This is a genomic window from Pseudomonas sp. GL-B-12 (genome assembly GCF_019955895.1).
Lineage (GTDB): Bacteria > Pseudomonadota > Gammaproteobacteria > Pseudomonadales > Pseudomonadaceae > Aquipseudomonas.
On sequence record NZ_JAHBCX010000043.1, the window covers coordinates 12,785 to 37,084 of the forward strand.

Genomic DNA, 24,300 nt, shown 5'->3' on the forward strand with positions numbered 1-24,300 from the left:
GGACCCTAGCCTTGGGTCAACGCCGTCGCTGCCCTGTCGATCAATGCCGCCACTTCGGCGGGCATCGACGCCAAGGACGCATGGCTGGCATTCAAGGTCAGAATTTCCCGGGCGTTGAGTCGCGCGGCCATCCATTGCTGGTTCTGTGGCGCGATCATCCGGTCTGCGGTCGAGATCTGATACCACGATGGCTTGTTCTTCCAGGCCACCGTGCCAATGGTGTCGCCGAAGGTACTCGCCAGCGGCGCTTTCTGGGTGAGGCCCATGACGATCCCTTCAGTCGCCGGTAGGTCCTGACAGAAGCTCTCGTGGTAGAGCTCAGGCTTGACCCACAGGTAACCGTCGCTATCCGGCGTCAGGTTAGCCGCTGCCGCAGGCAGGTGCCGTTGCGTGATGCCTCCGGGACTTTCACCAATGTCCGGCGCGAAAGCGGCGATGTACACCAGGCCCACCACATTCGGCTGGTCGCCAGCTTCGGTAATCACCGCGCCACCATAGGAATGCCCCACCAGCAGCACCGGACCGGGCACCTGGGCGACCATCTTGCGCGTGCGTTCGGCATCCTCGGCCAAGGACGTCAGCGGTAACTCGACAGCACGAATGTGCGTGTCGCCCCGGCTGAGCAATTTGACGATGACCTTGTTCCAGTGGGCAGCGCCGCCCCAAAAACCATGGACCAGCACGATCGTGGGTTTGTCACTCATCACCATGACTCCGTTTGCGGATGGGATTGTCTGTCGCTCGCCTCAGCCCTGATCGCCACCGCCCACGGGCATGACCATGCCGGTGATATAGGACGCATCGTCGCTGGCCAGAAACAGAATAGCCCCCGCCTGCTCATCCAGGGTGCCGTAGCGTTTCATCAGACTGCTGTCGAGGGTCTGGTCGACGATCTGCTGGTACCAGAGTTTTTCCTGCTCACTCTGCTCGGCACCGTTGCGGGGTATGCGTCGCGGCGGTGCTTCGGTGCCGCCAGGCGCCGTGGCGTTGACCCGCACGCCGCGACCGGCGGTTTCAAACGCCAGACAAGCGGTCAAGGCATTGACCCCTCCCTTTGCCGCACCGTAGGGCACGCGGTTGAGGCTGCGGGTGGCGATGGAAGATACGTTGACGATCGCACCACTGCCCTGCTCCAGCATGAACGGCAGCGCGGCATGGCAACACCACAAGGTCGGGAACAGCGAACGGCGAACCTCGGCCTCGATCTGCGACGCTTCATAGTGCTCGAACGGCTTGGCCCAGATCGTGCCGCCGACGTTATTGACCAGCACATCAAGGCGACCGAAGCGCTCGACGGCGGTTTGCATCACCCGACTGCATTCCTCGTATTGTTCAAGGTCGGCGGTCAGGGCCAGTACCTGGGTGGTTGACGCCAACTGTTGCTGGACTTCGAACACCAGTTCGGAGCGATCCACCAGGATCAGCTTCGCCCCTTCGGCGGCCATACGCTCGGCCACCCGTCGCCCGATGCCTTGGGCAGCGCCGGTGATCAGGGCGACTTTTTCGTGAAATCTGTTCATCTCTGTCTCCCACAACAACGCGACTCACGCCGCACTGGCGGCGAATTTTTCGAAGTAAAAGTTGGCAGGCGCGATGCCTTGTTCGCGAATGAACTGGCTGACGGCCTCGACCATCGGCGGCGGGCCGCACAAGTAGACGTCGACGTCGCCATCGTTCAAATGCTTTGGCTCGATGTGCTGGGTCACGTAGCCCCTGAGCGGGTGTTGGCTCTCGGGGCTGGCGACGCAGGCGCTGAAGGTGAAGTTGGGGATGCGCGCGGCAAAGGCTTCGAGGCGGTCGATTTCCACCAGGTCGAAATCGTGGGTCACGCCGTAGATCAGATGCAGCGGATGATCGCTGCCCTGCTCGGCGATCTTCTCCAGCATCGCAGTGAACGGCGCCAGCCCGGTACCACCGGCCAGCAGCAACAGCGGCCGACGGATGTCACGCAGATAGAAACTGCCCAAGGGACCTGCCAGGCTCATGCAGTCGCCGGCCTTGGCCATGCCGGTCAGGAAGCTGCTCATCAAGCCACCCGGCACGTTGCGGATCAGGAAGCTGACCTCGCCGTCGCGCTGCAACGAGCTGAACGAGTAGGCGCGGGTCTGCTCGCTGCCGGGAATGCCCAGGTTCACATATTGCCCCGGCAGGAACGCCAGCTTGCTCAGGGAATCGCCCTTGATCGACAGCGCGATGGTGCTGTCGGACAACTGGCGCACGGCGCTGATGGTCGCGTCGTAGCTGGCCTGACGGGTACGGCAGACCTCAGAGGACGTCGGTACGCGCACCACGCAATCGCTCTGCGCACGCATCTGGCAGGTCAGGACAAAACCCTGTGCGGCCTCTTCAGGGCTGAGGGCGTCTTCGATGTATTCCTCACCCAGATCGTAGGTGCCGACTTCGGCAAAACACTTGCAGGTACCGCAAGCGCCGTCGCGGCAGTCCAGCGGGATGTTGATGCCCTGGCGGTACGCGGCATCGGCCACGGTTTCGCCGGCGTTGGCGTCGATGAACCGGGTGACGCCGTCTTCAAAATTGAACGCAATGGAATGGGTCATGACGGCAGTCTCACAAGTGGTAGACATCGATGACCTGGCGAACGTAGTCGTTCTTCAGGATCACTTTCTTGGCCTTGATCAGCGGATTTTCACCGCGAATATCGAGGGTGTAGAAACTGCTGCCGAAATAGCTGTCGACGGTCTTGTAGCGAAAACTCAGGGTGTGCCAGTTGAAGCGCACCTTGCACAGTCCGTCGCTCTGTTCGAGCAGCTCGATGTTGCTGATGTTGTGGGAGGTGCGGGTGTCCGGCACGCTGGCGCTGGAGCGCTCGGTCTTGATGCGGAAGATGCGGTCTTCCAGGCCCGTGCGGTTGCCGTACCAGATCAGCGAGATTTCCCGCTGCGGGTCCTCGGTCAATTCGTCGTTGTCGTCCCAGGACGGCATCCAGTACGTCGCGTCGGGGGCGTACATTTCCAGCCATTCGTCCCACTGGCGGTCATCGAGGTAGCGTGCTTCGCGAAAGAGGAAATCGCGCACTGCTTCATAGGAAATGGTCATTGCACGTCCTCCACGGCGATCAACTTCGACTGCTCGGCCGCCAGGGCCTTGAGCATGGTCTGCTGCCAGTACTTGTGTTGCAGCACGAACAGGCCCTCGTCTTCGGTGCGCACGCCACTGAGCAGCGGATGCAGGTCGATTTCCTTGGCTGCCTCGTCGGCACCTTCAATCCAGTGTTCGGCGCCACGGGACATGTCGTTCCAGGTGGTGACGCTGCCCTGGTAACTGGTCTGGCAGGAGCGGAACTCTTCCAGATCGTCGGGCGTAGCCATGCCGCTGACGTTGAAGAAATCCTCGTACTGACGAATCCGGCTCGAACGGGCGTGATCGCTTTCGCCTTTGGGGGCGATGCAGTAGATGGTGATTTCCGTGCGGTTGACCGAGATCGGCCGGGCGATGCGGATCTGCGAGCTGAACTGGTCCATCAGGTACACGTTCGGGTACAGGCACAGGTTGCGCGAGTTCTCGATCATCCAGTCGGCGCGGGCCTTGCCAAAGTCTTGCGCCAGCTCATCGCGACGCTCGTACAGTGGACGGTCCTCGGGGTTTGCCCAACGGGTCCAGAGCAGCATGTGGCCCTTGTCGAAGGAATAGAAACCGCCGCCCTGCTTGGCCCAGCTGCCGGCGCTCATGGTCGGGTTGGTGTCACCCGCTTCACGCTGTTTGCGCTGGTTCTGGGTGGCCGCGTAGTTCCAGTGCACGGAGCTGACGTGGTAGCCGTCGGCACCGTTTTCGGCGGTGAGTTTCCAGTTGCCTTCGTAGATGTAGCTGGAGGAGCCGCGCAGCACTTCCAGGCCATCGGCGGACTGGTCGACGATCATGTCGATGATCTTCGCCGACTCGCCCAGGTGCTCGACCAGTGGCAGCACATCGGCTTTCAGGCTGCCGAACAGGAAGCCGCGATAGGACTCGAAACGCGCAACCTTGGTCAGGTCATGGGAGCCTTCGCAGTTGAAGCTCGCCGGGTAGCCAGCGTTGGCCGGATCCTTGACCTTGAGCAGCTTGCCGGAGTTGTTGAAGGTCCAGCCGTGGAACGGGCAGGTGTATGAGCTCTTGTTGCCGGACTTGTGTCGGCACAGGGTCGCGCCGCGGTGACTACAGGCATTGATGAAGGCGTTGAGTACACCGTCCTTGTTACGCGCGATGAAGATCGACTGGCGCCCCATGGTGGTGGTGTAGAAATCGTTGATGTTGGGGATCTGGCTTTCGTGGGCCAGGTAGAGCCAGTTGCCCTCGAAGATGTGTTCCATCTCCAGGTCGAACAACCGGGGGTCGGTGAACATCTCGCGTTTGCAGCGATAGAGGCCCTGCTCGGGATCGTCTTCAAGCAGGGAATGCACGTATTCGGGTCGCAGGGTCATGGCCGCCGCCTCCATTGTTATTGTTCAGGCAGGGGTCATGCTAGGACGAGGGGGCAGGCTGGAATATCCGCGGGGTGCAGACCTTTATCCGTTTTGTGCAGGGGTTTGGCGTTGTGTCAGGGCGACATCAATGTTGAATGTACGGGCCTCTTCGCGGGCAAGCCCGCTCCCACAGTGATTTGGGTTGAACGCAAAACTTGTGTCCAGCCACTAAACCTGTGGGAGCGGGCTTGCTCCGGGCGGCGCTCCGACGAAGGCGTCGGGTCAGGCGACATGAATGTTGGAAGTGTCGGCCTCAATGCCGGCGCTTGAGGGTATCGGATGGCAATTCGCCGAACTGCTTGCGGTAGCTGTCGGAGAACCGCCCCAGGTGCAGGAAGCCGTAATCCATCGCCACTTCGGTGACGTTGCGCACGTTGCAGGTCGGGTCGCTCAGGCAGGCGTTGATGCGTTCCAGGCGTTTCTGACGCAGGTAGTTTTTCGGCGTAAGGCCGGCATTGCGCTCGAACAGTCCGTACAACGAGCGCAGGCTCATGTGCGCCTGGCGCGCCAGTGCTTCGCTGTCGATGTCCTGCTTGAGGTTATTGGCGATGTAATCGGCAATCGCTTCGAACGTGGCCGTCTGCGAGCCCAGTTCGAGGCGGCAGACATTGGTTTTCATCAGGCTGAGCATCTTACTGACGATGATCTGCGTGTAATGCTCCTGCACCCTGGGGATCTGCTCGGTGGATTCGGCCTCCTGGCAGATCATTGCCAGCAGGTTGACGAAACCTTCCAGTTCATCGAGCTGATAACGGTTTTCCAGAAACCGCACGCCCTGCCCCGGATAGCGCCAGCGCTGCTCATCGCAGACCGATTCAAACAAGCGGGTCGGGACTTTGAGGATGAATTTTTCGCAATCGGCGGAATACGTCAGGTCCACCGGATCGTCGGGGTTGATCAGCAGCAATTCGCCGGGAGCGAAGTAATGTTCCTGGCCGTGGCCGCGCCACAGGCAATTGCCGCGCAACAGCACTTGCAGGTGATAAATGCTGTCCAGCGCACCGGACGTCACGCGCACACTGGCGCCGTAGCTGATGCGGCACAGGTCGAGGCTGGCGAACTTGCGATGATCAAGGCTGGCCAGCGGGCTGCCGGCTCGGGGCATGAGAATGCAGTGGTTACCGACGTGCTGATTGACGTAGCCCGACACCGCATAAGGGTCGGCCTGGTCGAATACTCTGCTGCGCTGACTCAACAGTTGAGCTTGCATCATCGGGTCACTCTCATTGTTGTTATAGGTTGCGTCGGGCCATTCTAGAACACTGCATCAGTCGCTTGAGGTTTTCCAGACAGTTAACCAAAACCCCTTGTGGGAGCGAGCCTGCTCGCGAAAGCGGAGTGTCAGTCAACATTGAAGTTGAAGCTGACTCCGTCTTCGCGAGCAGGCTCGCTCCCATATGGATTTGTTATCAGTCCTCCAGTGCGCGGACCCGCTCGTGGCGCTGCTGTTCTTCAGGCTGGGCCGACGACTGCAGGGTGAAATCGAACTCGATTTCGGCAAAGCGACCGCTCACACCATGGGCCGCCGCGCGCTGCTGATCATCGCTGAAGGTGATTTTGGCGATCAGCTCGTCACGGGTGGCGTAGGCGAAATCGTCATGCAGGTACTTTTCGCCATCCAGATTGATCTGGGTAGTCAGGTGGCGATGATCCGGCGCGGAAATGAAGAAGTGCACGTGCGCCGGGCGCTGGCCATGACGGCCCAGTTGATCGAGCAGTTGCTGGGTCGGACCATCCGGTGGGCAACCGTAGCCCGACGGCACGATGCTGCGGAAACGGTAGCGGCCTTCGGCGTCGGTAACGATGCGGCGACGCAGGTTGAATTCCGACTGGGCGGTGTCGAAGTACGAGTAGGTACCACCGGTATTGGCATGCCAGACGTCTACCACGGCGCCGGCCAAAGGTTCGCCAGCGGTGTTGAACACGCGGCCTTGCATGAACAGGGTCACACCCGGATCGACGCCGTCATCCAGACGCGCTTCGCCAACCGACAGCGGCGCACCGGCCACGTACAGTGGGCCTTCGATGGTGCGCGGGGTGCCGCCGGACTTGCCGGCCTGCTCGTCTTCGGCGTCCATCAACAGGTCGAGGTAGTGCTCCAGACCGAGACCAGCCACCACCAGCCCGGCTTCCTGGCGAGCGCCCAGCACGTTGAGGTAGTTGACGGCTTTCCAGAACTCTTCCGGGGTAACGGCCAGGTCTTCGATGATGTTTACCGAATCACGCAGGATGCGGTAGACCAATGCCTTGGTCCGTGGGTCGCCAGCGTCGTTGTGCAGGCCGCTGGCCTCTTCGAGAAATTTCTGGACTTCGGCAGTGTGGGAAATCTTGACGTTCATTCTGGGTTCCTCATCTTGTAATTATTAGGGTAGCGCGCTGAACAGGCTGGGCTCAGCGGTCATCGTCACGGATGGAAGAAGGATGCCGGCACAGCGCGTCGATCTCGATGGCCATGTACGGAAACAGTGGCAATTGCATCAGCAGGTCATGCAGTTCCTGAACGCTGTCGACATCGAACACGCTGTAGTTGGCGTAGTGCCCGGCGATGCGCCACAGGTGGCGCCACTTGCCCTGCTCCTGCAGGCGCTGGGCCAGGGCTTTCTCGTCAGCCTTGAGTTTGGCGGCTGCCTCCGGGTTCATGTCGACCGGCAGGTTCACGGTCATTTTTACGTGGAACAGCATAATGCTCTCCTCAGGCTTGATGAATGGTCTTGTCGCGGCGGAAGAACGCCAGGCGCTCCTCATCCAGGCTCAGGCCCAGACCCGGGGTGTTCGGCACGTGCAGTTCAAAATCGCGGTACACCAGCGGTTCGCTGAGAATGTCTTCGGTCAGCAGCAACGGGCCGAACAGCTCGGTGTCCCACGCCAGTTTGTTCAGGGTGACGAAGGCATGGGCCGAGGCCATGGTGCCCAGGCCACCTTCAAGCATGGTGCCGCCGTACAGGGCGATACCGGCCGCTTCAGCGATAGAGGCGGTGCGCAATACAGCACGTGGGCCACCGTTCTTGGCGATCTTCAGGGCGAACACCGAAGCCGCGCCTTCGCGGGCCAGGTTGAACGCATCTTCCACGCATTCGATGGATTCGTCGGCCATGATCGGCGCCGGGCTCATCGCATTCAGGCGAGCCATGCCAGCGCGGTTGTTGCGCGAGATCGGCTGTTCGATCAGGTCGATGCCGTTGGTGCCGAGGATCCGGCAGGCCCGCAGTGCCACCGCTTCATCCCAGGCCTGATTGACGTCGACCCGCACGCTGGCACGGTCACCCAGGGCTTTCTTGATGGCGATGACGTGAGCCAGGTCGCGGTTGACCTCCCCGGCGCCGATCTTCAGTTTGAAGATGCGGTGGCGGCGCAGGTCGAGCATTTTTTCCGCTTCGGCGATGTCCTTCTCGGTATCGCCACTGGCCAGGGTCCAGGCCACGGGCAGCGCGTCGCGAACACGGCCGCCGAGCAACTCGCTGACCGGCAGGCCGAGGCGTTTGCCCAAGGCATCGAGCAATGCGGTTTCGATACCGGATTTGGCGAAGGTGTTGCCGCGTATGCTGCGCTCCAGGCGCAACATGGCAGCATTGACGTTGTTGCTGTCCTGGCCGATCAACAGCGGTGCGAAGTGCGTGTCGATGTTGGTCTTGATGCTGTCCGGGCTTTCATTGCCGTAGGCCAGGCCACCGATGGTGGTGGATTCGCCGATGCCTTCGATGCCGTCGGCGCAACGCACGCGAATGATCACCAGGGTCTGGTTCTGCATGGTGTGCATCGCCAGCTTGTGCGGGCGGATGGTCGGCAGATCGACGATGATCGTCTCGATCGATTCAATGGCTGTTGCAAGCATTTCGATACCCGTCAGGTTCTTGAAGTTCTGGAATCGATTCTCGTACGGCTTTTTTCCCGATGCCAATATAGAATTGGTCTGACTTGATACCTTAAAGGTATGCAACCGATCCGCGTCTGGAGGCTCCATGGAACTGCGTCACCTGCGTTATTTCCAGGTATTGGCTCAAACCCTCAACTTCACCCGCGCCGCCGAGCTGCTGCACATCGCCCAACCGCCCTTGAGCCGGCAGATCCAGCAATTGGAGGACGAACTGGGGGTGATGCTGCTGGAGCGCGGCCGACCGTTGAAGTTGACCGACGCCGGGCGGTTTTTCCATGAGCACTCCACCGCCCTGCTCGAACAACTGAACAAGGTCTGCGACAACACGCGGCGTATCGGGTTGGGAGAAAAGACCTGGCTGGGGATCGGCTTTGCGCCGTCGACGCTGTACGGCGTGCTGCCGGAACTGATCCGCCGGTTACGCAGTGGCGAGCCACTGGAGCTTGAGCTGGGGCTGTCGGAAATGACTACCCTGCAACAGGTCCAGGCGCTGAAGGCCGGGCGCATCGACATCGGTTTCGGCCGGATCCGTATCGACGACCCGGCCATCGTCCAGACCGTCCTCACCGAAGACCGCCTGGTAGCCGCCCTGCCCGCCGGGCACCCATTGCTCGCCGGTCCCATCAGCCTGCGGGAACTGGCCAAGGAACCCTTTGTGCTGTACCCCGGCAATCCACGGCCGAGTTACGCCGACCATGTGATTGCCCTGTTCGAGTCCTACGGCGTAAGCATCCACGTCGCGCAATGGACCAACGAGCTGCAAACCGCGATCGGTCTGGTGGGGGCAGGCATCGGGGTCACGCTGGTACCGGCCTCGGTGCAGTTGCTGCACCGTGACGACATCGGCTTCACCCCGCTGCTGGAAGACAACGCCACCTCGCCGATCATTCTCAGCCGACGGGTGGGCGACGTATCGCCGGGGTTGAACCATTGTTTGCGGATGATTGATGAGCTATTGCCACCGACCTCTTAAGCGAATCGAGCGGCTGGCCAATATTGTGGCGAGGGGGCTTGTCGGAACGCCGCACCGCCCCGCCGGGCTGCGTAGCGGCCCTATCCGCACGTTTTCTAATGGGCGTTCCCGCCCCAGATCCAGTTCCAGAACCCCGGCAGCTCGACCGGCTGCGAATCGTCGCGCACGGTTCGCGCCATGGCCGCACGCTGCAACGCGGACTGGTCGTCGTAAAACGGCTTGGCGGCGGTCTTCACCCCGGTCTCCCGGGCGCTGTCGAGCAGAATCTGCAGGTATTCACGGGTATGCCGGGCGGTATAGCGGTTGAGATCGTGAAAGGTCACCACCACCGGAATCACCCCATCGACCACCGGCAATTCGCCGCGGGCAATGCGTTCGCGAACTTCAGACATCGAGCGCAGCATGTGCGAGCGGCGCCGGGGGCTGGCGTTGAAGCCCCAGATCTTGCCGTCATTGGCGCTCAAGTCGGTGAGCAGCACGTGCAGGCCATTCTTCTGATAAGCGGCGAAGGTGCGTTTGTCGTAGTTCCAGAATGGCGGGCGCAGCAGGGTTGGCGGGGCACCGGTGATCGCCGCGATGTCGGCGCTGCCATCGGTCAGGGACTGTTCCAGCTCCTGCGGCTCCAGCGAGCGATGGTTGGTGTGCCAGGGCGTCGCCGTGTGGAACCCCAGAATGTGACCTTCGGCATGTTCACGACGCATGATGTCTCGGCCCAATTCGCTGCCACCGGCTCGCGGAGCCCGGGTTTGCACGAAGAACACAGCTTTAATGTTCGGTTGCAGCGGGTTTTGCGCCAGGCTCTCCAGTACCGTGACGGTCGGATTCCACCAACTCGATGCGCTGGGGCCGTCATCGAACGTCAGCAGAAACCGTATAGGCGGTTGCGCCTGCAAACGCTGCTCGGTCTGCGGAGTCATTTCGATCGGTGCTGCGATACAACCCAGCAGGCCAACTGCCAGGGCGCACACCGTTAAACACTTGAACAGTCGTTTCATCTTTTGCCTTGGGCCAGACCATCACGGTCGATACTTCAATGGGCAAGGATCCTTCGCCCGCTCATCCGTCGTCGGCCCGCATCGAGACGACGGGCCGAGTTTGGATAAGGTACACAGGGTTTGGTTCCAGTGCTTGCCAGGCCCGTTTCGTTGCCACCAACTAAACTGAAAAAAATGCTCAACCAGAGTGCCAGGCCATGTGCGGACGACTGTCGCAATACCGCGGAATCCACGACTTCGTGGCGGTGCTGAGCATCCCCGACGCGCTGATCAATCACGTCGGCAATGAACCCCTGGCGCACTACAACGCCGCCCCCACCACGCAACTCGCCCTGTTGCACCTGGAGAATGAGCGGCTGCACGCTGACGCCGTGCGCTGGGGTTGGCGACCGCACTGGTCGACGGATCGCGTGGAGCCGGTCAATGCCCGGGTCGAGAAAGTCGCCCACGGCCCGTACTTCCGGGCGATCTGGCCCCATCGTGCGATCTGCCCGATTGATAACTGGTTCGAATGGGTCGACGCCGGTGACGGCAACAAACAACCGTGGTTGATCCGGCGACGGAACCGGGCACCGGTTTTCTGCGCGGCCATCGGCCAGTACCCCATCGGCGGAGCGCCTCACAGGGAGCACGATGGTTTCGTCATCCTGACGGCCGACAGCGCAGGCGGCCTGCTTGACGTGCATGACCGGCGACCGGTGGTGTTCTCGCCCGAACTGGCGCGGGAATGGCTGGACCCGGCCACGCCCAAGGAACGGGCCGAGGAAATGGCGTTATCCCAGGGCGAGGTCAGTGAGGTATTTGAGTGGTACAAGGTCGACAAGGCCATTGGCAATGTCAGGAACCAGGGCGCCGTGCTCATCAATAAAGTTCCATGAACTTATCAATCATGACAAAGCCCCGCTCAATGGCGGGGCTTTGTTGTATTCGCGTGCCGGTCAGAACTTGCGGTCAGGCTCTGACAGTTCCTTACCGTCGTCAGGATGCTTCCAGTCCGGTACTGAACGCTTCTGCTGCTCAATCTCTTCTTCCGTGGGTTCGTCCTCGTCTTCTTCCGGGTCCGGTTGCTTGGGTTCATTGGCCATGTTCACCTCGCTTCCTGAAGGGATCGGTCATCAATTTAAGCTTAGATCAGTTCCCCTGCCCCGCTCAGAGCCACCAGCGCAGCAAAAAGAAGAACCCCATGCTCAACAGCATGCTGAGCAACGTATTGCGCGTGTAAAGCACCAGCCCGACCGCCACCAGCGAGCTGATCAGATAGGGATTGTCCCAATGCAGATTCAGCTGTTTCTCCGGCATGAACACAATCGGCCCGCAGATGGCGGTCAACATGCCCGGTACGGCAAACCCCAGGAACTGCCGGGCATTGCTGCTCAAGCGTACCGGCAGTCGCGGCTCCAGAAAAACATAGCGGTTGAGGAACACCAACACGCCCATTCCGATAATCACTGCCCAGACCATCATGTGCGTCCACCGTAGAATTTATTGCAGACAAACCCGGCGGTCATGCCCGCCAGCCCCGACAGCACCAGCGCCGAGCCCCATTGCCAGTAGCTGAACAGCACCGAACAGAACAGCGACACCGCCACGCACACCACGGTCGGCACGTTGCGTACCACCGGGGTGATCAGGGCGATGAAGGTCGCCGCGATGGAGAAATCCAGGCCCAGGTGTTCAAGGCCGGGAATGCTGCTGCCAAGCACAATGCCCGCCAGGGTGAACAGGTTCCAGGCGATGTAGAACGTCAGGCCCACGCCCAAGGCGTACCAGCGGTTGAACTGCTGTTTGTCGTGCTGGCTGGTCAGGGCGAACAACTCATCGGTGAGCAAGAACCCCAGCCCTGCACGCCAGCGCCCCGGCAATGGCGAAATCACCGAGCGCATGCTCATCCCGTAGAGCAAATGCTGGGAGGTCAGCAGCAGCGTGGTCAACAGAATCGAAAAAATCCCGGCACCGCCCTTGAGCATGCCGATGGCCACCAGTTGCGCGGCACCAGCAAACACAATGCCCGACAGGCCCTGGCCTTGCAGGGGCGTGAGGTTGGCTTCGATGGCCATGGAACCGGCCAGCAAGCCCCAGGGCGCTGTGGCCAGGGACAACGGCATGATCGCCGCTGCACCGCGCAAAAAGGCACTGCGCGGCATGATTGAGTTGGACATAACGTTCTACAGACAGGGAAAGACCCCAGACTGTGCCAGCAGTCGCGGCCGAAGGCTTGAACAATCTTGCTCACTGATACGACAACGTGCCATTCATCGGCTGCCCGCTTGATTCGCCAAAGTGCTAGCAACATGATTGCGCTGCATTTTCATCGAGGCAGGCCCTTCATGAGTTCAGTCGAAACCGACAGCGACGTTTATAAAACCCTGCTTGAGTCAACCCGGGCGATTCCCTGGCGCATCGACTGGAAAACCATGACGTTCAGCTACATCGGGCCACAGATCGAAGAACTGCTGGGCTGGAAGCAGCACAGTTGGGTCTCGGTCAATGACTGGGTCGAGCGCATGCACCCGGATGACCGCGACTACGTGATGGACTACTGCGTCTCGCAATCACGCGCCGGTCTCGATCACGAAGCCGACTATCGCGCACTCACCGAAAGCGGCGAGTACGTGTGGATCCGCGATGTGGTGCATGTGGTGCGCAAGAGCGGTGAAGTCGAGGCGCTGGTTGGTTTCATGTTCGATATCAGCGAGCGCAAGAAAACCGAAGAGCACCTGATCCGCCTGCAAAAACAGCTTGAAGAGTATTCCTTCCAGGACGGCCTGACCGGCATCGCCAACCGGCGCATGTTCGACACCGTGCTGGAGCGCGAGTGGAACCACGCCCAGCGCACCGGTTTGCCATTGTCGGTGCTGGTGCTGGATATCGACTACTTCAAGCAGTACAACGACCATTACGGCCACATCAAGGGCGACGAATGCCTGCGCCGCGTCGCGCACACCTTGTCCCTGGCGGCGAACCGGCCACGGGATTTCATTGCGCGGATCGGCGGTGAAGAGTTTGTCTGGCTGCTGCCGGAAACCGATGCCGAGTCCGCGCGGATGGTGGCGCACAAATGCCTGCACCTGATTCGCCAGCAGCAGATCCCCCATGAATTCTCCGGGGTGTCGAACCTGGTGAGCGTCAGCCTCGGTGTCGGTACCACCGCCGTTTCACCGCATGCCACGGCGCTGGAGTTCGTCGAACAGGTCGATCACCTGCTCTACAAGGCCAAGCACAAAGGCCGGATGCGCGCCGAGTTCGCTGATTTTCGTGATTGACAAACGGCGCGCCGGCTTTTAAAACTGGGCGCTTCACTCAGGGTGTAAGCAAGTATGTCCGCAACCTTCAATCTCGACTCTTCCGTCATTGGCTTGATTGCCAAGGCGCAAGGTTGCGTTGCGCACGCCCTCAAATCGAAGAAACAGTCGCTCATGTGACCGGGGCGCGCTGTCCCGTCAGATGAGCTGACAGGACATTGAGCGCGACGGACCACCCTCCCCTTGCTTACTCTCCTTCCACGCTCCTGACGGTGACGAAATCGGTCAACCATCAGGAGAAAGTGCATGTCAGCGTTTCAAGGTATCTGGGTTCCACTGGTCACACCGTTCCACAACGGCGCCATCGATTTCGTCGGCTTACGCCGGCTGGTCAGCCATCTGCTGGAAAAAGGTGTCGACGGTCTCATCGTTTGCGGCACCACCGGCGAACCGGCGGCGATGGGCAAGTATGAGCAACTGGCGGTGCTGGATGCGGTGCTGGAGCTGGTGCCGGCGCAACGGGTGGTCATGGGCCTGGCCGGTAACAACCTGACCGAGTTGTTGCACTTCCAGAGCGAGATCCTCAAGCGCCCGGTGGCGGGCCTGCTGGTGCCGGCGCCGTATTACATCCGCCCTTCCCAGGCCGGCCTCGAAGCGTTTTTCCGCACGGTCGCCGATGCCTCCAGCGTTCCGCTGATCCTCTACGACATCCCTTACCGTACCGGCGTGGCCCTCGAACAGGCGACCCTGCTCAACATCGTCACCCACAAGCGCATTGTCGCCATCAAGGATTGCGGCGGTAATTTTTCGAACACCCTCGCTTTGCTCAATAGCGGCCATGTCGACGTGCTGTGCGGCGAAGACAACCAGATCTTCAATGCCCTGTGCCTGGGCGCCAAAGGTGCGATTGCCGCGTCGGCGCATGTCCATCCCGAACTGTTCGTGCAGTTGCACCGGCAGATCCGCGACAACCAATTGGCTGAAGGCCGCGCCACGTTTTTCCGTTTGCTGCCGCTGATCAACAGCCTGTTCCTGGAGCCCAACCCGGCCCCGGTGAAAACCGCGCTGGCCCTGGAAGGTTTGATCGGTGACGAACTGCGCGCACCGATGCAACGCAGCAGCGAATCGATGACCGAGCGTTTGAAAGGCGTGCTCGGCGCATTGGGCCGCGACAATCGATAGAGCGTCCGCCGCCGGCCCGAGTACCATGGAGCGATTCGTTCAGCCTTCAGGGGCACCGACATGCTGTACCGAATCGCCGCCGATGGGCTGATGCTGTTTCACTTGCTGTTCATTGTGTTCGTGTTGTTCGGCGGGTTGCTGGTGCTCAAATGGCGTCACCTGATCTGGTGGCATCCGCCAGCTGCGCTGTGGGGTATGGCGGTGGAATTCTTCCACCTGCCCTGCCCGCTGACCGACTGGGAAAACCGCATGCGCCATGAAGCCGGGCAAACCGGCTATGGCGCGAGCTTTATCGAACATTATGTGTGGCCGGTCATTTACCCGGACGGGCTGACTCCGGCTATTCAACTGTGGCTGGCCGCTGTGGTACTGGTACTCAATGCGCTGGTTTATCTTCGAGTGATCGGGAAGTGGAAGCGCCTCTGAAAGATCGCAGTCTGCGGTAGCTCCTTTTCCAGAGCAAAGAGTTGAATCGGGCGAGTAATTTGTAGGAACTGACTCACTCGATAAATGGAAAAGGAGCTGAAAACGCAGGAACAATCCGACTTAACAACCCATCTACAATCGTCAATAGTACCCCCCCTATTATGGAAAATTTAAACTGTAAAGGGGGCATCATGAATCGCACCACACCGTCAGTCACTGGCGACGCTTCGACATTCGATCGATTACAAGCTATCTGGAAAGAAATCCTCAGCCACCAGGCCATCTCGGCCGACAGCCATTTTTTTGAATGCGGCGCGACTTCCCTGTCGGTCATGATGCTGCTTGGCAGAATTGCCAACCTGTTCAATGTTGACCTGACCCCCGAAGATATTTTCGACCATCCGACACTGGCTCAGCAGACGGACTTGCTCAACGGCAGCGCACGCCAGGGTAGTGAAAACAGCCTATTGCTGGACGCCCATGCCTGGCGCAAGCGAGAAGGTGACGATACGCCCGGACTGGCTCAACGCGAGGTCCTTGAAAAGCCCCCCGAAACCCCAGCCTATCTGGAAAATGTGGTGATGGCGTTTTACGTTCGAGGCGAGTGTTCAGTGGCCAGGGTTCGCGAAGCCTTCGGCACCGTACTTGAACAGCAACCGGCGTTACGTTGCAGTTTCGAATTCAACTATCACGACCAATGGCGTCGTTCACAACACGCCCTTGATGAGTTCCCGTTGCCTTTTCACCTGATAAACCTGCCGCTTGAATGCGATATCAGCCGAGCCGTGGCCGATCTGATCGTTGAAGAAACATTGACCGCTTTTGACCTGAAACATCCACCGTTGATTCGGGCAACCTACCTTGAATGCCAAGGGACGGACGACGTGCTGATCATCACCGCCCATCACATTGCATTCGATGGCTGGTCAGGTGCGGTACTGATGGACCAGCTTTGCGCGCACTATCAGTCATTACTCGCTACCGGCGTGCCTGACAAAGCCAAATACTGCTTGCAATACGCAGATTATACCGATGCCCAACATCAACGTTTGGCTGAAAACCTGCTGGATAAACATAACGATTTTTGGCAAGAGACACTGAAACAACTGCCCGAACCCTTTCCATTGCGCGGCGCTATTGAGCGGCCTCGGCAATTTACCTATCGCAGTGCCGTTCTACCGCTCAATCTGGATGTGCAATACCCCGCAATTGCGCAATTGTGCAGCCGAACGGGCTTCAGCCTTTATACCGTTATCCTCACCGCGTTCCTGGTTTCTCTCGCCAGAAACACAAGCACGATCGACCTCTACGTACGCTCTCCGGTGGCTAACCGGACCGACGCGGCCCTGGAGCCGGTAGTGGGGTATTTTGTTCACCCCATGGTGATTCGCCCCCGGCTTTGTGAATGGTCGCCCTCTCTGCGGCTGCTGGAGCAGGTCAATCATTGTGTGTTGGATGCCTATGGCCACGCCATGCTGCCGCCGCATATTTTTGAAGCCAACTGTTCGCCCCGCGCTGTCGCTTACGGCTCCCGATTTCCCTATTGGTATAACCACCATAACTATCCCTCGCGGCAGCGCCAATTAGGCACATCACAGCTCCACGGTATCGGGGTTCCGTCCAGCGGGATCAAGACCGATGTTTCGCTTAACACACTACGTACCGAAAGCGGATTGGTCGGTAGTCTTTCCTACTACCGTGACGCCATTCCTGACGATTGTGTGCAAACCCTGTTGGTCAGTTTCAAGCAGGCATTGGACGAGTTGCTTGCCATCCCACCCGGCGTACTTGTCGGCGACAGCACCTACTTCAACCAGGAAGGCACCGCCAACCAGGCGACCGGGTTGCAACAATAATCGCGTAGCAGCCCTTGGGGATGAGCGCGGTTTTTATTGCCACCCACGAAACTCAGGAAACGCATATTCTTCTGTAGATACCGTATTGCCCCTCAAGGATTTTGCACATGCTGTCGACCGAAGACCTGGCGCTGCTCGAAGCCATCCGCGAAACCGGCAGCCTGTCGCGGGCGGCGGCGCACCTGGGCAAGGCGCCGTCCACCGTGTCCTATGCGGCGCGGCAACTGGAGGAGCGCTTTGATGCGTTGTTGTTCGACCGCCGCCGCTACCGTTTGCAGCTGACCCCGGCGGGCGAGTTGCTGGTCAACGAAGCGGCGCGGCTGATGCAGGACGTCTCGCGCCTGACCCAACGGGTCCAGCAAGTCGCCAACGGCTGGGAGAGCCGCTTGTGGATCGTCACCGACGAACTGCTGGAGTTCGAAACCCTGATCCCGGTGATCCACGAATTCGATGCGCTGCAATCCGGCGTGCCGTTGCGCATTACCCAGGAAGTGCTCAAAGGGGTCTGGGAAGCCCTGCGCGAAGGCCGTGCGGACCTGGTCATTGGTGCCACCAATGAACCGCCGGCCATTGCCAACTTGCGCTGGATGCAATTGGGGGAAATGGAATGGGTGTTTGCGGTGTCGCCCAAGCACCCGCTGGCCAAGGCCAAAGGCCCGATTACCCGGGCCATGGTCGCGCAGCACCGGGCGATTGTGGTGGCCGATTCGTCCAGAGTCACCGAGGGCAGCACCTACGGCGTCACCGGGGGCCAACCGGTGCTGGCCGTGCCGACCATGCGCGCAAAAATCCTCGCCCAGTGCAATGCGCTGGGAGTGGGCTGGCTGCCGCGGCATAGGGTTGGCTCACTGCTGAAAAACGGCACGCTGGTTGAAAAACCGATGGCCGACCCGCGCGAGCCGAACATCCTGTACGCCGGCTGGCGTGGCGATCATGACGGTCGCGCCCTTGGCTGGTGGCTGGAGCAACTCAAAAAATCGCACCTGGCCACCCGACTGGTTCAGGGAACGGACCGGCTTGTCTGACGCCGGACGTTCAGTTGGCAATCACGCTCATGTTCCGCCCACCGGCCTTGGCCACGTACAGCGCCTTGTCTGCCGCACCGATCAGGTCTTCGGGGCGGACCTGGGAAGCGGTATTGCAGGCACATACGCCGACGCTGACGGTCACGGTGCCTTCCGGGCTGTCGCTGTGGGCAATGTCGGCCTGTAGCACCGCGTGGCGGATTTTCTCCGCCACCAGAAATGCCCCCACGTAGTCGGTGCCGGGCAGCACCACGGCGAACTCTTCGCCGCCATAACGGGCAGCCAGGCCACCGGGGCGCTTGATATTGTCCGTGATGATCGCACTGACCTTGCGCAAACATTCATCACCGGCCAGGTGGCCGTAGCGGTCGTTGAACGGCTTGAAATGATCGACATCAATCATCAGCAGTGCCAACTCGGTCTGGCTGCGCCGGGCACGTCCCATTTCCGTTTCGATGAAAGCGTCGAGCTGACGCCGGTTGGGCAGCCCCGTCAGTGCGTCCTTGAGGGCCAGGCCTTCAAGGTTGCGATTGACCTCCAGGAGCCTGTCCTGGGTGTCCAGCAACTCGACCTGCACCAGATTCTGCTGCTTCATCAGCTTGATAAGCCGCAACCCCAGTACCCCGAGAAATCCCAGCAACAGCGTGACGATGCCGGCGCTGAGCAGCGTTTCCTTGCGCCAGCTGCCGAGCACTTCATCCTTGTTCAGCGCGGCAAAAACGGTCAACGGATAACCCTCGACCCGGCGATACCCCGCCACCCGTTCGACACCGTCGATGACCGACCTGATCGTGGCCGTCCCCGCATCGCCCTTGGACAACAACTGGGTGAACAAGGGGCTCTTGGCGAGGCTGGTGCCGATCTCCGTCTCCTTGAAGGGTCTGCGAATGATAATGGTGGCATTGTCGGCGATCAGGTTGATTACGCCGTTACTGCCCATGTCGATGCTGTCGTAGAGCTGCAGGAAATGACTGAGGTAAATCGTCGCCAGCGCCACCCCGGCAAAGCTGCCATCGGGATGATTGACCCGGCGCGAAACCGTCATGATCCATTCACCGCTCGAACGGCTCTTGATCGACGGCCCGATGTGCGGCCCACGGCTGGGGTTATCGCGATGGAAGATGAAGTATTCACGGTCGGAATTGTTGACGCCGGTTTGCCCGGCACCATTGGAATTGGCGATCCACTGCCCTTTTTCGTCGAAAACAAATACGCCATGGAGCTGGCTCAACTCACTGCGCTGGGCGTTGAGCAATAACGGCAACCGGGATTGATCCACACCGTCGTGCTCCAGGCGATCGACCAGGGTGAACAGCAGCGTGTCGGCCTGCTTGATCGTTGCCTGCGCTTGTGATGCCAGGGTCTGCGCAAGGTTGGACATCGCCACTTCCTTGTCATGCAGGTAGTACTGGCGCGAGCTCCAGGCTTCCCAGATCACGATCGCCGTCATCGACAGGCACACCGCGACCAGCAGGATCACCGCCGAGCGGACCTTGAGCCGGGTCACGGCTGGCCGGAGCATTTCAATATGATCGTTGATCGACGGATGTCCCATGGTGCTCCCTGAGTGCCTATGACCGGACGAGTCTTCCTGATCGCCGCTGTTGCTCACTATGCCTGATCCAGGCTCGCGATGATGTTAGCGGATGGCCTGCTTTACCGCCTCCAGCCACGCCGGATCCAGCCGCGTCTGTTCGGTATCGATCCCCAGCGCTTGCATTCGTTCCTTGTGCTGATCCATTTCGCGGATCAACTGGCCGTGGTCGCTGGAGTTGCCATCGAGCTGATGCATCTGGTTCAACCCCAAATGGTAGAAACGCAACAGCTTCATGGCAACCGGATCAGCCTTTTCCACGGCCGCCGTTACATGATGCATGACATTGGTGATGCTCATCAGGCTGCGCTTGAGTTGCCAACTATAGACCGCTGGCGCCATCCATTCCTGGCGCCAGAACACCTGGCGCATCAGCGCCGCCATCGCCAGCACCGCAACAAACACACCACCGACGTTGAAACGCAGATTGTCGCCCCCCGGCGTGCCGAACAGAGCCACTGCCGCCGTGGACAGCACCATCGCCAGCGCCAGAAAGATCAGGGCAATGATGACCGTGCTGCGCCGTGTCTGTTGTCGGTAGGTCTGGGCGTTCATCGGCTGGATTTCGAACATTGCGTCGGGTTTCCTGAGCTTCAATGGTAAAAAGGGGTCTGAGGCAAAAAGACAGCAGGCCATTATCGCCTCTGCGTGGGATTTAGCTATGCTGGGGCTCCTTTTCATCTTTTCATCGTCAAGCAGGGGACATGGCGAGACCGCGCAGTTCGTGCCATCTTCTTTCATGAATACACATTATTCGGATGCCATTCGTGGTTGCTGCGTGAATGACATCGTTTTAAGGATCATTGAATGACCCAACGCCAAGTAATCAACGCCTCCGTCAGTCCCAAAGGCAGCCTGGAAACGCTCTCACAACGGGAAGTCCAGCAATTGAGCGAAGCCGGTTCCGGCAGCACCTACACCCTCTTCCGCCAGTGCGCCCTGGCCATCCTCAACACTGGCGCCCATGTCGACAATGCCAAGACCATCCTTGAAGCCTATAAGGATTTTGAAATCCGCATTCACCAGCAGGACCGCGGCGTACGCCTGGAACTGCTGAACGCCCCGGCCGACGCCTTCGTCGACGGCGAAATGATCGCCAGCACCCGGGAAATGCTGTTCAGCGCCCTGCGTGACATCGTCTACACCGAAAACGAACTCGACAGCCAACGCATCGACCTGAGCAACTCCCAGGGCATCAGCGACTACGTCTTCCACCTGTTGCGCAACGCCCGTACCCTGCGTCCCGGCGTCGAGCCGAAGATCGTGGTGTGCTGGGGCGGGCACTCGATCAACACCGAAGAATACAAATACACCAAGAAAGTCGGCCACGAACTGGGCCTGCGCAGCCTGGACATCTGCACCGGTTGCGGCCCCGGCGTGATGAAAGGCCCGATGAAAGGCGCGACCATCGCCCACGCCAAGCAACGCATCCACGGCGGCCGCTACCTGGGCCTGACCGAGCCGGGGATCATCGCCGCCGAAGCGCCGAACCCGATCGTCAACGAACTGGTGATCCTGCCGGACATCGAAAAACGCCTGGAAGCCTTTGTCCGCGTCGGCCACGGCATCATCATCTTCCCAGGCGGTGCCGGTACGGCCGAAGAGTTCCTGTACCTGCTGGGCATCCTGATGCACCCGGACAATAAAGGCCTGCCCTTCCCGGTCGTCCTCACTGGGCCGAAACATGCCGCGCCGTACCTGGAACAACTGGACGCGTTCGTCGGTGCGACCCTGGGCGAAACCGCCAAGCTGCACTACCAGATCATCATCGATGACCCGGCCGAAGTGGCGCGGCAGATGACCCAGGGCCTCAAAGCGGTCAAGCAGTTCCGCCGCGAGCGCAACGATGCGTTCCACTTCAACTGGCTGCTGAAAATCGACGAAGGCTTCCAGCGCCCGTTCGACCCGACCCACGAAAACATGGCCAACCTGAAACTGAGCCTCGACCTGCCGTCCCACGAACTGGCGGCCAACCTGCGCCGAGCGTTCTCCGGCATCGTCGCCGGCAACGTCAAGGACAAGGGCATCCGCCTGATCGAAGAACACGGGCCGTACCAGATCCGTGGCGACGCGGCGATCATGCATCCGCTGGACCTGCTGCTCAAAGCCTTCGTCGCCCAGCACCGCATGAAACTGCCGGGCGGCGCGGCGTATGTGCCGTGTTATCGGGTGGTGGCGTAGCAAAAACGGTATGAGCTTTACCACTGCGGGCCACAGTGAAGACTGAGCCATGGCTATCGCGAGCAAGCTCCCACACATTGTGGTTCCCAGTTTTACGCGGGACTTGTGGCCACTGAAGGTCTCTGTGGGAGCGGGCTTGCTTGCGATGGCGGTGTGGCAGGCGGCATGGATTTTTGAGGGTGTACATATCCGTTTTTGCGGTAACGGCCTCTTATGGTTCCGCTCTTACAGCGGGTCACTTGGAAAAACGGAATGCCGCCCAACCCCAAGTAACCAAGGGCTCTTGCCCCTGACATTCGGTGCCTCGCTGTGGCTCGGCATGCCCTCGCTCCGGTCCTGCTCCGTGGGCCCGCCGCCATCGGCCATCCATGGCCGGTGGCGGCTAACCCGGCATCCATGCCGGGTTGCCCACTGCGCAGAACCTGCGCTCGGCCTCACGAGGGGGCGTGTACCGCAACAGCAAAAGCGAGGCGGCCTACCGGCCGGCCTGATTGCGGGCTTCGTTTATCTGTGACGCACCTTCGGAAGATTGGTCGACTGTCAGGCCGCCTTCGCGGGCAAGCCCGCTCCCACAGGGTCGAGGTACATCCGCCAGATTCAGGTCGGCTGTCAGGCCGCCTTCGCGAGCAAGCTCGCTCCCACAGAAGAGCAAAGGCAGATCGGCATACACCCACGCTTCTCACCACTCATCAGGCCGAGCGTTAGCTCGCCTGCAGCTCTTGATCTTGATCTTGATCCACCCGCCCCCTCGGGAGGCTGAGTGGAGGTGTTCATCCGGGGATTGGCGCGCAGCGCCGTTCGACGCAGTCGAACTCATTGCATGTAGGTCGTCGCGAAGCAGACCGGAGGGCAATGCCCCCGGATGAATGCCGGAGCGAAGGAACCCCGAGCCCAGGCGAGGGGCCGTACGTAAGGGGCGAGACCTTTGGTTCCTTTGGGGCGTTTGCCAAAGGGACTCGCCGTAAGGGCGAAACCATAAGTGGCCGTTACCGCAGGAATGGATATGTACACGGTCAACAAAAGACAGGTCGGCTGTCAGGCCGCCTTCGCGAGCAAGCCCGCTCCCACAATTGGACCGGGTACATCTGGCAGAAATGTGTTGGCTGTCAAACCCGCTCCCGAGGCTCAAGGCTGCAATGCCTGGGGCGCGGTGGACTGTGCTTTCGGCGGTCCACTGGTGCCATCGAGGACCACTTTCTCGGCCACGAACTGCCAATCCTTGTAGCTGGCCATGCCGTTGAAGTCCGACCACTCGCTGGGAAAGTTCGCCTGCTTGAGCGGCTTCTGCTCGGACGGGCAGTACACACCACTGATCCGCCCGTCGAAATCACGCATCAGCTCCCACTCGCCACCTGTCATCGGCTCCGGGTACAACTGCCGGAGATGGTGCTTGGCCGTCGGGAAGCGCTCGTCCTGTACCAGGTCCGAGAGTTCTTTCGGGTACTGGGCCATACCGGGCGAACTGCGGTAATAGCTGCGCAACGCCTGGGCATATTGCGTACCGACCCAGAGCAACTGGTTTTCGCGATCCCGGCGCGAAGCGGTGGCCCACAACTCGCCGGCACTGGCCAGACCCATGCCTATCACGACGATCAGAAACAGCACACCCAGGTAGGTGAAGCCGTCCTGGCTCGAAGGTTTACCACTCGGAATACAGGCTGCCATCACGCGCCCTCCCGCTGGCCCCACTCTTGATATCGGCAACCCCGCCCGCCACGCCATCCGGTGGCGCGACTATGATCCAGGTGTCCTTGCGCTCGGCAATCGGGTCCAGCGGCTGGTTACGCAGGTAGCGCAGTTCGACCAGTTGATTGATGGAATCGGGATAACGCCCGGTGTCGCCGTAGTAGTGATCCAGCGCCTCGCGCATAGACGACAGACTCTGGTGCAGGGTGGTCTCTTTGGAGGCCTCCAGGCTGTTGAAGTAGCGTGGCAAGGCGATCGTCATCAGGGTCGCGATGATTGCCAGGACCACCATCAGTTCAATCAGGGTAAAACCCTTTTGCCGACGCATAGGCTCACCACTCTCGGTAGGCAATACCGTTGAGACCCTTGCCCCGGGCCTTGGAGTAAACGTCATAGACGTCCTGGCCCTCCCGCGGGTTCTCAGCCGAACTGTCATAGGAACGCAGGCCCCAGCCGCCCTCGTCGTCACGCTTGACGACTGCCAGCGGGTCACGGGGGATGCGTCGCAGGAAGTAGAACTTGGCACCCTTGGCGCTGCGCGTGTCACGCACACCCTCGACCAGCACTTTCAGGTTCGGCGGGTAGCCGCTGCTGTCGAGCGACTTCTCGATGTAGCCGGCGTCGAAGGCGTGTTTGTAGGCGTCGATGGCATCGCGGATCTCGTACAGCGCAGTCCGCAGATCCTGCTCTTTGCCCCGGCGCACCACCGTCTCGGTCAGCGGTGCGGCCATGCCGGCCAGCAGGCCGACCAGGGCGAGCGTCACCACGACTTCGATCAGGCTGAAACCGCGTTGTGAGGCATTCAT

At 60.4% G+C, this 24,300-nt stretch carries 26 protein-coding genes; 8 read left to right on the forward strand and 18 right to left on the reverse strand.

Features of this window, described 5'->3' with window-relative positions:
- Positions 1-5: 5 nt before the first annotated feature.
- The 9 genes from KGA85_RS22185 to KGA85_RS22225 all read right to left on the reverse strand — a co-directional run bounded on the left by KGA85_RS22185 (position 6) and on the right by KGA85_RS22225 (position 8,292).
- Positions 6-704 carry an alpha/beta hydrolase gene (locus KGA85_RS22185; protein ID WP_223458549.1) on the reverse strand — a complete coding sequence of 233 codons (699 nt, stop codon included), beginning with the start codon at positions 702-704 and terminating at the stop codon, positions 6-8.
- 42 nt (positions 705-746) lie between these two features.
- Positions 747-1,520, reverse strand: a complete 774-nt coding sequence (locus KGA85_RS22190) for a 1,6-dihydroxycyclohexa-2,4-diene-1-carboxylate dehydrogenase (RefSeq protein ID WP_223533544.1) — start codon at positions 1,518-1,520, stop codon at positions 747-749.
- A 24-nt stretch (positions 1,521-1,544) separates the two neighbouring features.
- Entirely contained in the window at positions 1,545-2,558 is a 1,014-nt protein-coding gene (benC, locus tag KGA85_RS22195; protein WP_223543375.1) for a benzoate 1,2-dioxygenase electron transfer component BenC, read from the reverse strand.
- A 10-nt stretch (positions 2,559-2,568) separates the two neighbouring features.
- The gene (gene benB, locus KGA85_RS22200; RefSeq protein WP_223533542.1) at positions 2,569-3,057 is read right to left on the reverse strand and encodes a benzoate 1,2-dioxygenase small subunit; all 489 of its coding nucleotides are present in this window, start codon (positions 3,055-3,057) and stop codon (positions 2,569-2,571) included.
- Positions 3,054-4,418, reverse strand: coding sequence for a benzoate 1,2-dioxygenase large subunit (benA, locus tag KGA85_RS22205; protein ID WP_223533541.1), 1,365 nt, complete (start codon positions 4,416-4,418; stop codon positions 3,054-3,056). The genes benB and benA overlap by 4 nt, the downstream gene beginning before the upstream one ends.
- 295 nt (positions 4,419-4,713) lie before the next feature.
- Positions 4,714-5,673 (reverse strand): AraC family transcriptional regulator, encoded by a 960-nt coding sequence (locus tag KGA85_RS22210; protein WP_317848706.1) that lies wholly within the window; start codon positions 5,671-5,673, stop codon positions 4,714-4,716.
- Between the two features lie 196 nt (positions 5,674-5,869).
- Positions 5,870-6,799, reverse strand: a complete 930-nt coding sequence (catA, locus tag KGA85_RS22215) for a catechol 1,2-dioxygenase (RefSeq protein ID WP_223533540.1) — start codon at positions 6,797-6,799, stop codon at positions 5,870-5,872.
- A gap of 52 nt (positions 6,800-6,851) precedes the next feature.
- The gene (gene catC, locus KGA85_RS22220) at positions 6,852-7,142 is read right to left on the reverse strand and encodes a muconolactone Delta-isomerase (RefSeq protein ID WP_060541777.1); all 291 of its coding nucleotides are present in this window, start codon (positions 7,140-7,142) and stop codon (positions 6,852-6,854) included.
- Positions 7,143-7,152: 10 nt separating this feature from the next.
- The gene (locus tag KGA85_RS22225; RefSeq protein ID WP_056723540.1) at positions 7,153-8,292 is read right to left on the reverse strand and encodes a muconate cycloisomerase family protein; all 1,140 of its coding nucleotides are present in this window, start codon (positions 8,290-8,292) and stop codon (positions 7,153-7,155) included.
- Positions 8,293-8,419: 127 nt separating this feature from the next.
- On the opposite strand from KGA85_RS22225, the gene KGA85_RS22230 reads away from it, so the two are divergent.
- Positions 8,420-9,307, forward strand: coding sequence for a LysR family transcriptional regulator (locus KGA85_RS22230; RefSeq protein ID WP_116263588.1), 888 nt, complete (start codon positions 8,420-8,422; stop codon positions 9,305-9,307).
- Positions 9,308-9,402: 95 nt separating this feature from the next.
- Here the strand turns inward: KGA85_RS22230 and KGA85_RS22235 are convergent, their stop codons facing one another.
- Positions 9,403-10,302 carry a polysaccharide deacetylase family protein gene (locus KGA85_RS22235; RefSeq protein WP_223458535.1) on the reverse strand — a complete coding sequence of 300 codons (900 nt, stop codon included), beginning with the start codon at positions 10,300-10,302 and terminating at the stop codon, positions 9,403-9,405.
- Positions 10,303-10,499: 197 nt separating this feature from the next.
- Here KGA85_RS22235 and KGA85_RS22240 point away from each other — a divergent pair, with 197 nt between their 5' ends.
- The gene (locus KGA85_RS22240) at positions 10,500-11,180 is read left to right on the forward strand and encodes an SOS response-associated peptidase family protein (RefSeq protein WP_223535396.1); all 681 of its coding nucleotides are present in this window, start codon (positions 10,500-10,502) and stop codon (positions 11,178-11,180) included.
- A gap of 60 nt (positions 11,181-11,240) precedes the next feature.
- Here the strand turns inward: KGA85_RS22240 and KGA85_RS22245 are convergent, their stop codons facing one another.
- The 3 genes from KGA85_RS22245 to KGA85_RS22255 all read right to left on the reverse strand — a co-directional run bounded on the left by KGA85_RS22245 (position 11,241) and on the right by KGA85_RS22255 (position 12,461).
- The gene (locus KGA85_RS22245; protein ID WP_167362858.1) at positions 11,241-11,387 is read right to left on the reverse strand and encodes a hypothetical protein; all 147 of its coding nucleotides are present in this window, start codon (positions 11,385-11,387) and stop codon (positions 11,241-11,243) included.
- Positions 11,388-11,451: 64 nt separating this feature from the next.
- Positions 11,452-11,763, reverse strand: coding sequence for an AzlD domain-containing protein (locus KGA85_RS22250; protein ID WP_165824817.1), 312 nt, complete (start codon positions 11,761-11,763; stop codon positions 11,452-11,454).
- Complete coding sequence (locus tag KGA85_RS22255) at positions 11,763-12,461, reverse strand: AzlC family ABC transporter permease (RefSeq protein WP_223458531.1); 699 nt, start codon at positions 12,459-12,461, stop codon at positions 11,763-11,765. The genes KGA85_RS22250 and KGA85_RS22255 overlap by 1 nt, the downstream gene beginning before the upstream one ends.
- A gap of 168 nt (positions 12,462-12,629) precedes the next feature.
- Between KGA85_RS22255 and KGA85_RS22260 the strand changes: the two genes are divergently transcribed.
- The 5 genes from KGA85_RS22260 (at position 12,630) to KGA85_RS22280 (ending at position 18,033) form a co-directional block, all read left to right on the forward strand.
- On the forward strand, positions 12,630-13,565 hold the full coding sequence (locus KGA85_RS22260; protein WP_223533537.1) for a GGDEF domain-containing protein: 936 nt from the start codon (positions 12,630-12,632) through the stop codon (positions 13,563-13,565).
- Positions 13,566-13,850: 285 nt separating this feature from the next.
- Positions 13,851-14,726 carry a 4-hydroxy-tetrahydrodipicolinate synthase gene (gene dapA, locus KGA85_RS22265; protein ID WP_223535397.1) on the forward strand — a complete coding sequence of 292 codons (876 nt, stop codon included), beginning with the start codon at positions 13,851-13,853 and terminating at the stop codon, positions 14,724-14,726.
- A 60-nt stretch (positions 14,727-14,786) separates the two neighbouring features.
- On the forward strand, positions 14,787-15,152 hold the full coding sequence (locus KGA85_RS22270; RefSeq protein WP_223458525.1) for a DUF2784 domain-containing protein: 366 nt from the start codon (positions 14,787-14,789) through the stop codon (positions 15,150-15,152).
- A 191-nt stretch (positions 15,153-15,343) separates the two neighbouring features.
- Positions 15,344-17,008 carry a condensation domain-containing protein gene (locus KGA85_RS22275; protein ID WP_223458523.1) on the forward strand — a complete coding sequence of 555 codons (1,665 nt, stop codon included), beginning with the start codon at positions 15,344-15,346 and terminating at the stop codon, positions 17,006-17,008.
- Positions 17,009-17,115: 107 nt separating this feature from the next.
- Entirely contained in the window at positions 17,116-18,033 is a 918-nt protein-coding gene (locus KGA85_RS22280) for a LysR family transcriptional regulator (protein ID WP_223533534.1), read from the forward strand.
- Between the two features lie 10 nt (positions 18,034-18,043).
- On the opposite strand, the gene KGA85_RS22285 is transcribed toward KGA85_RS22280, so the two are convergent.
- Together KGA85_RS22285 and KGA85_RS22290 are read right to left on the reverse strand one after the other, a co-directional pair.
- Positions 18,044-19,588 carry a sensor domain-containing diguanylate cyclase gene (locus KGA85_RS22285; protein ID WP_223458519.1) on the reverse strand — a complete coding sequence of 515 codons (1,545 nt, stop codon included), beginning with the start codon at positions 19,586-19,588 and terminating at the stop codon, positions 18,044-18,046.
- Positions 19,589-19,672: 84 nt separating this feature from the next.
- Entirely contained in the window at positions 19,673-20,200 is a 528-nt protein-coding gene (locus KGA85_RS22290; protein WP_223458517.1) for a DUF3087 family protein, read from the reverse strand.
- A gap of 234 nt (positions 20,201-20,434) precedes the next feature.
- On the opposite strand from KGA85_RS22290, the gene ppnN reads away from it, so the two are divergent.
- Positions 20,435-21,808, forward strand: a complete 1,374-nt coding sequence (gene ppnN / locus KGA85_RS22295) for a nucleotide 5'-monophosphate nucleosidase PpnN (RefSeq protein WP_223458515.1) — start codon at positions 20,435-20,437, stop codon at positions 21,806-21,808.
- 1,125 nt (positions 21,809-22,933) lie between these two features.
- Here ppnN and KGA85_RS22300 read toward each other — a convergent pair.
- The 3 genes from KGA85_RS22300 to KGA85_RS22310 are packed head-to-tail and all read right to left on the reverse strand — an operon-like array spanning position 22,934 to position 24,300.
- Complete coding sequence (locus tag KGA85_RS22300; RefSeq protein ID WP_223458513.1) at positions 22,934-23,473, reverse strand: type II secretion system protein; 540 nt, start codon at positions 23,471-23,473, stop codon at positions 22,934-22,936.
- Positions 23,448-23,822, reverse strand: a complete 375-nt coding sequence (locus KGA85_RS22305) for a type II secretion system protein (RefSeq protein WP_223458511.1) — start codon at positions 23,820-23,822, stop codon at positions 23,448-23,450. The genes KGA85_RS22300 and KGA85_RS22305 overlap by 26 nt, the downstream gene beginning before the upstream one ends.
- A 4-nt stretch (positions 23,823-23,826) precedes the next feature.
- Positions 23,827-24,300, reverse strand: a complete 474-nt coding sequence (locus KGA85_RS22310) for a type II secretion system protein (protein WP_223458509.1) — start codon at positions 24,298-24,300, stop codon at positions 23,827-23,829.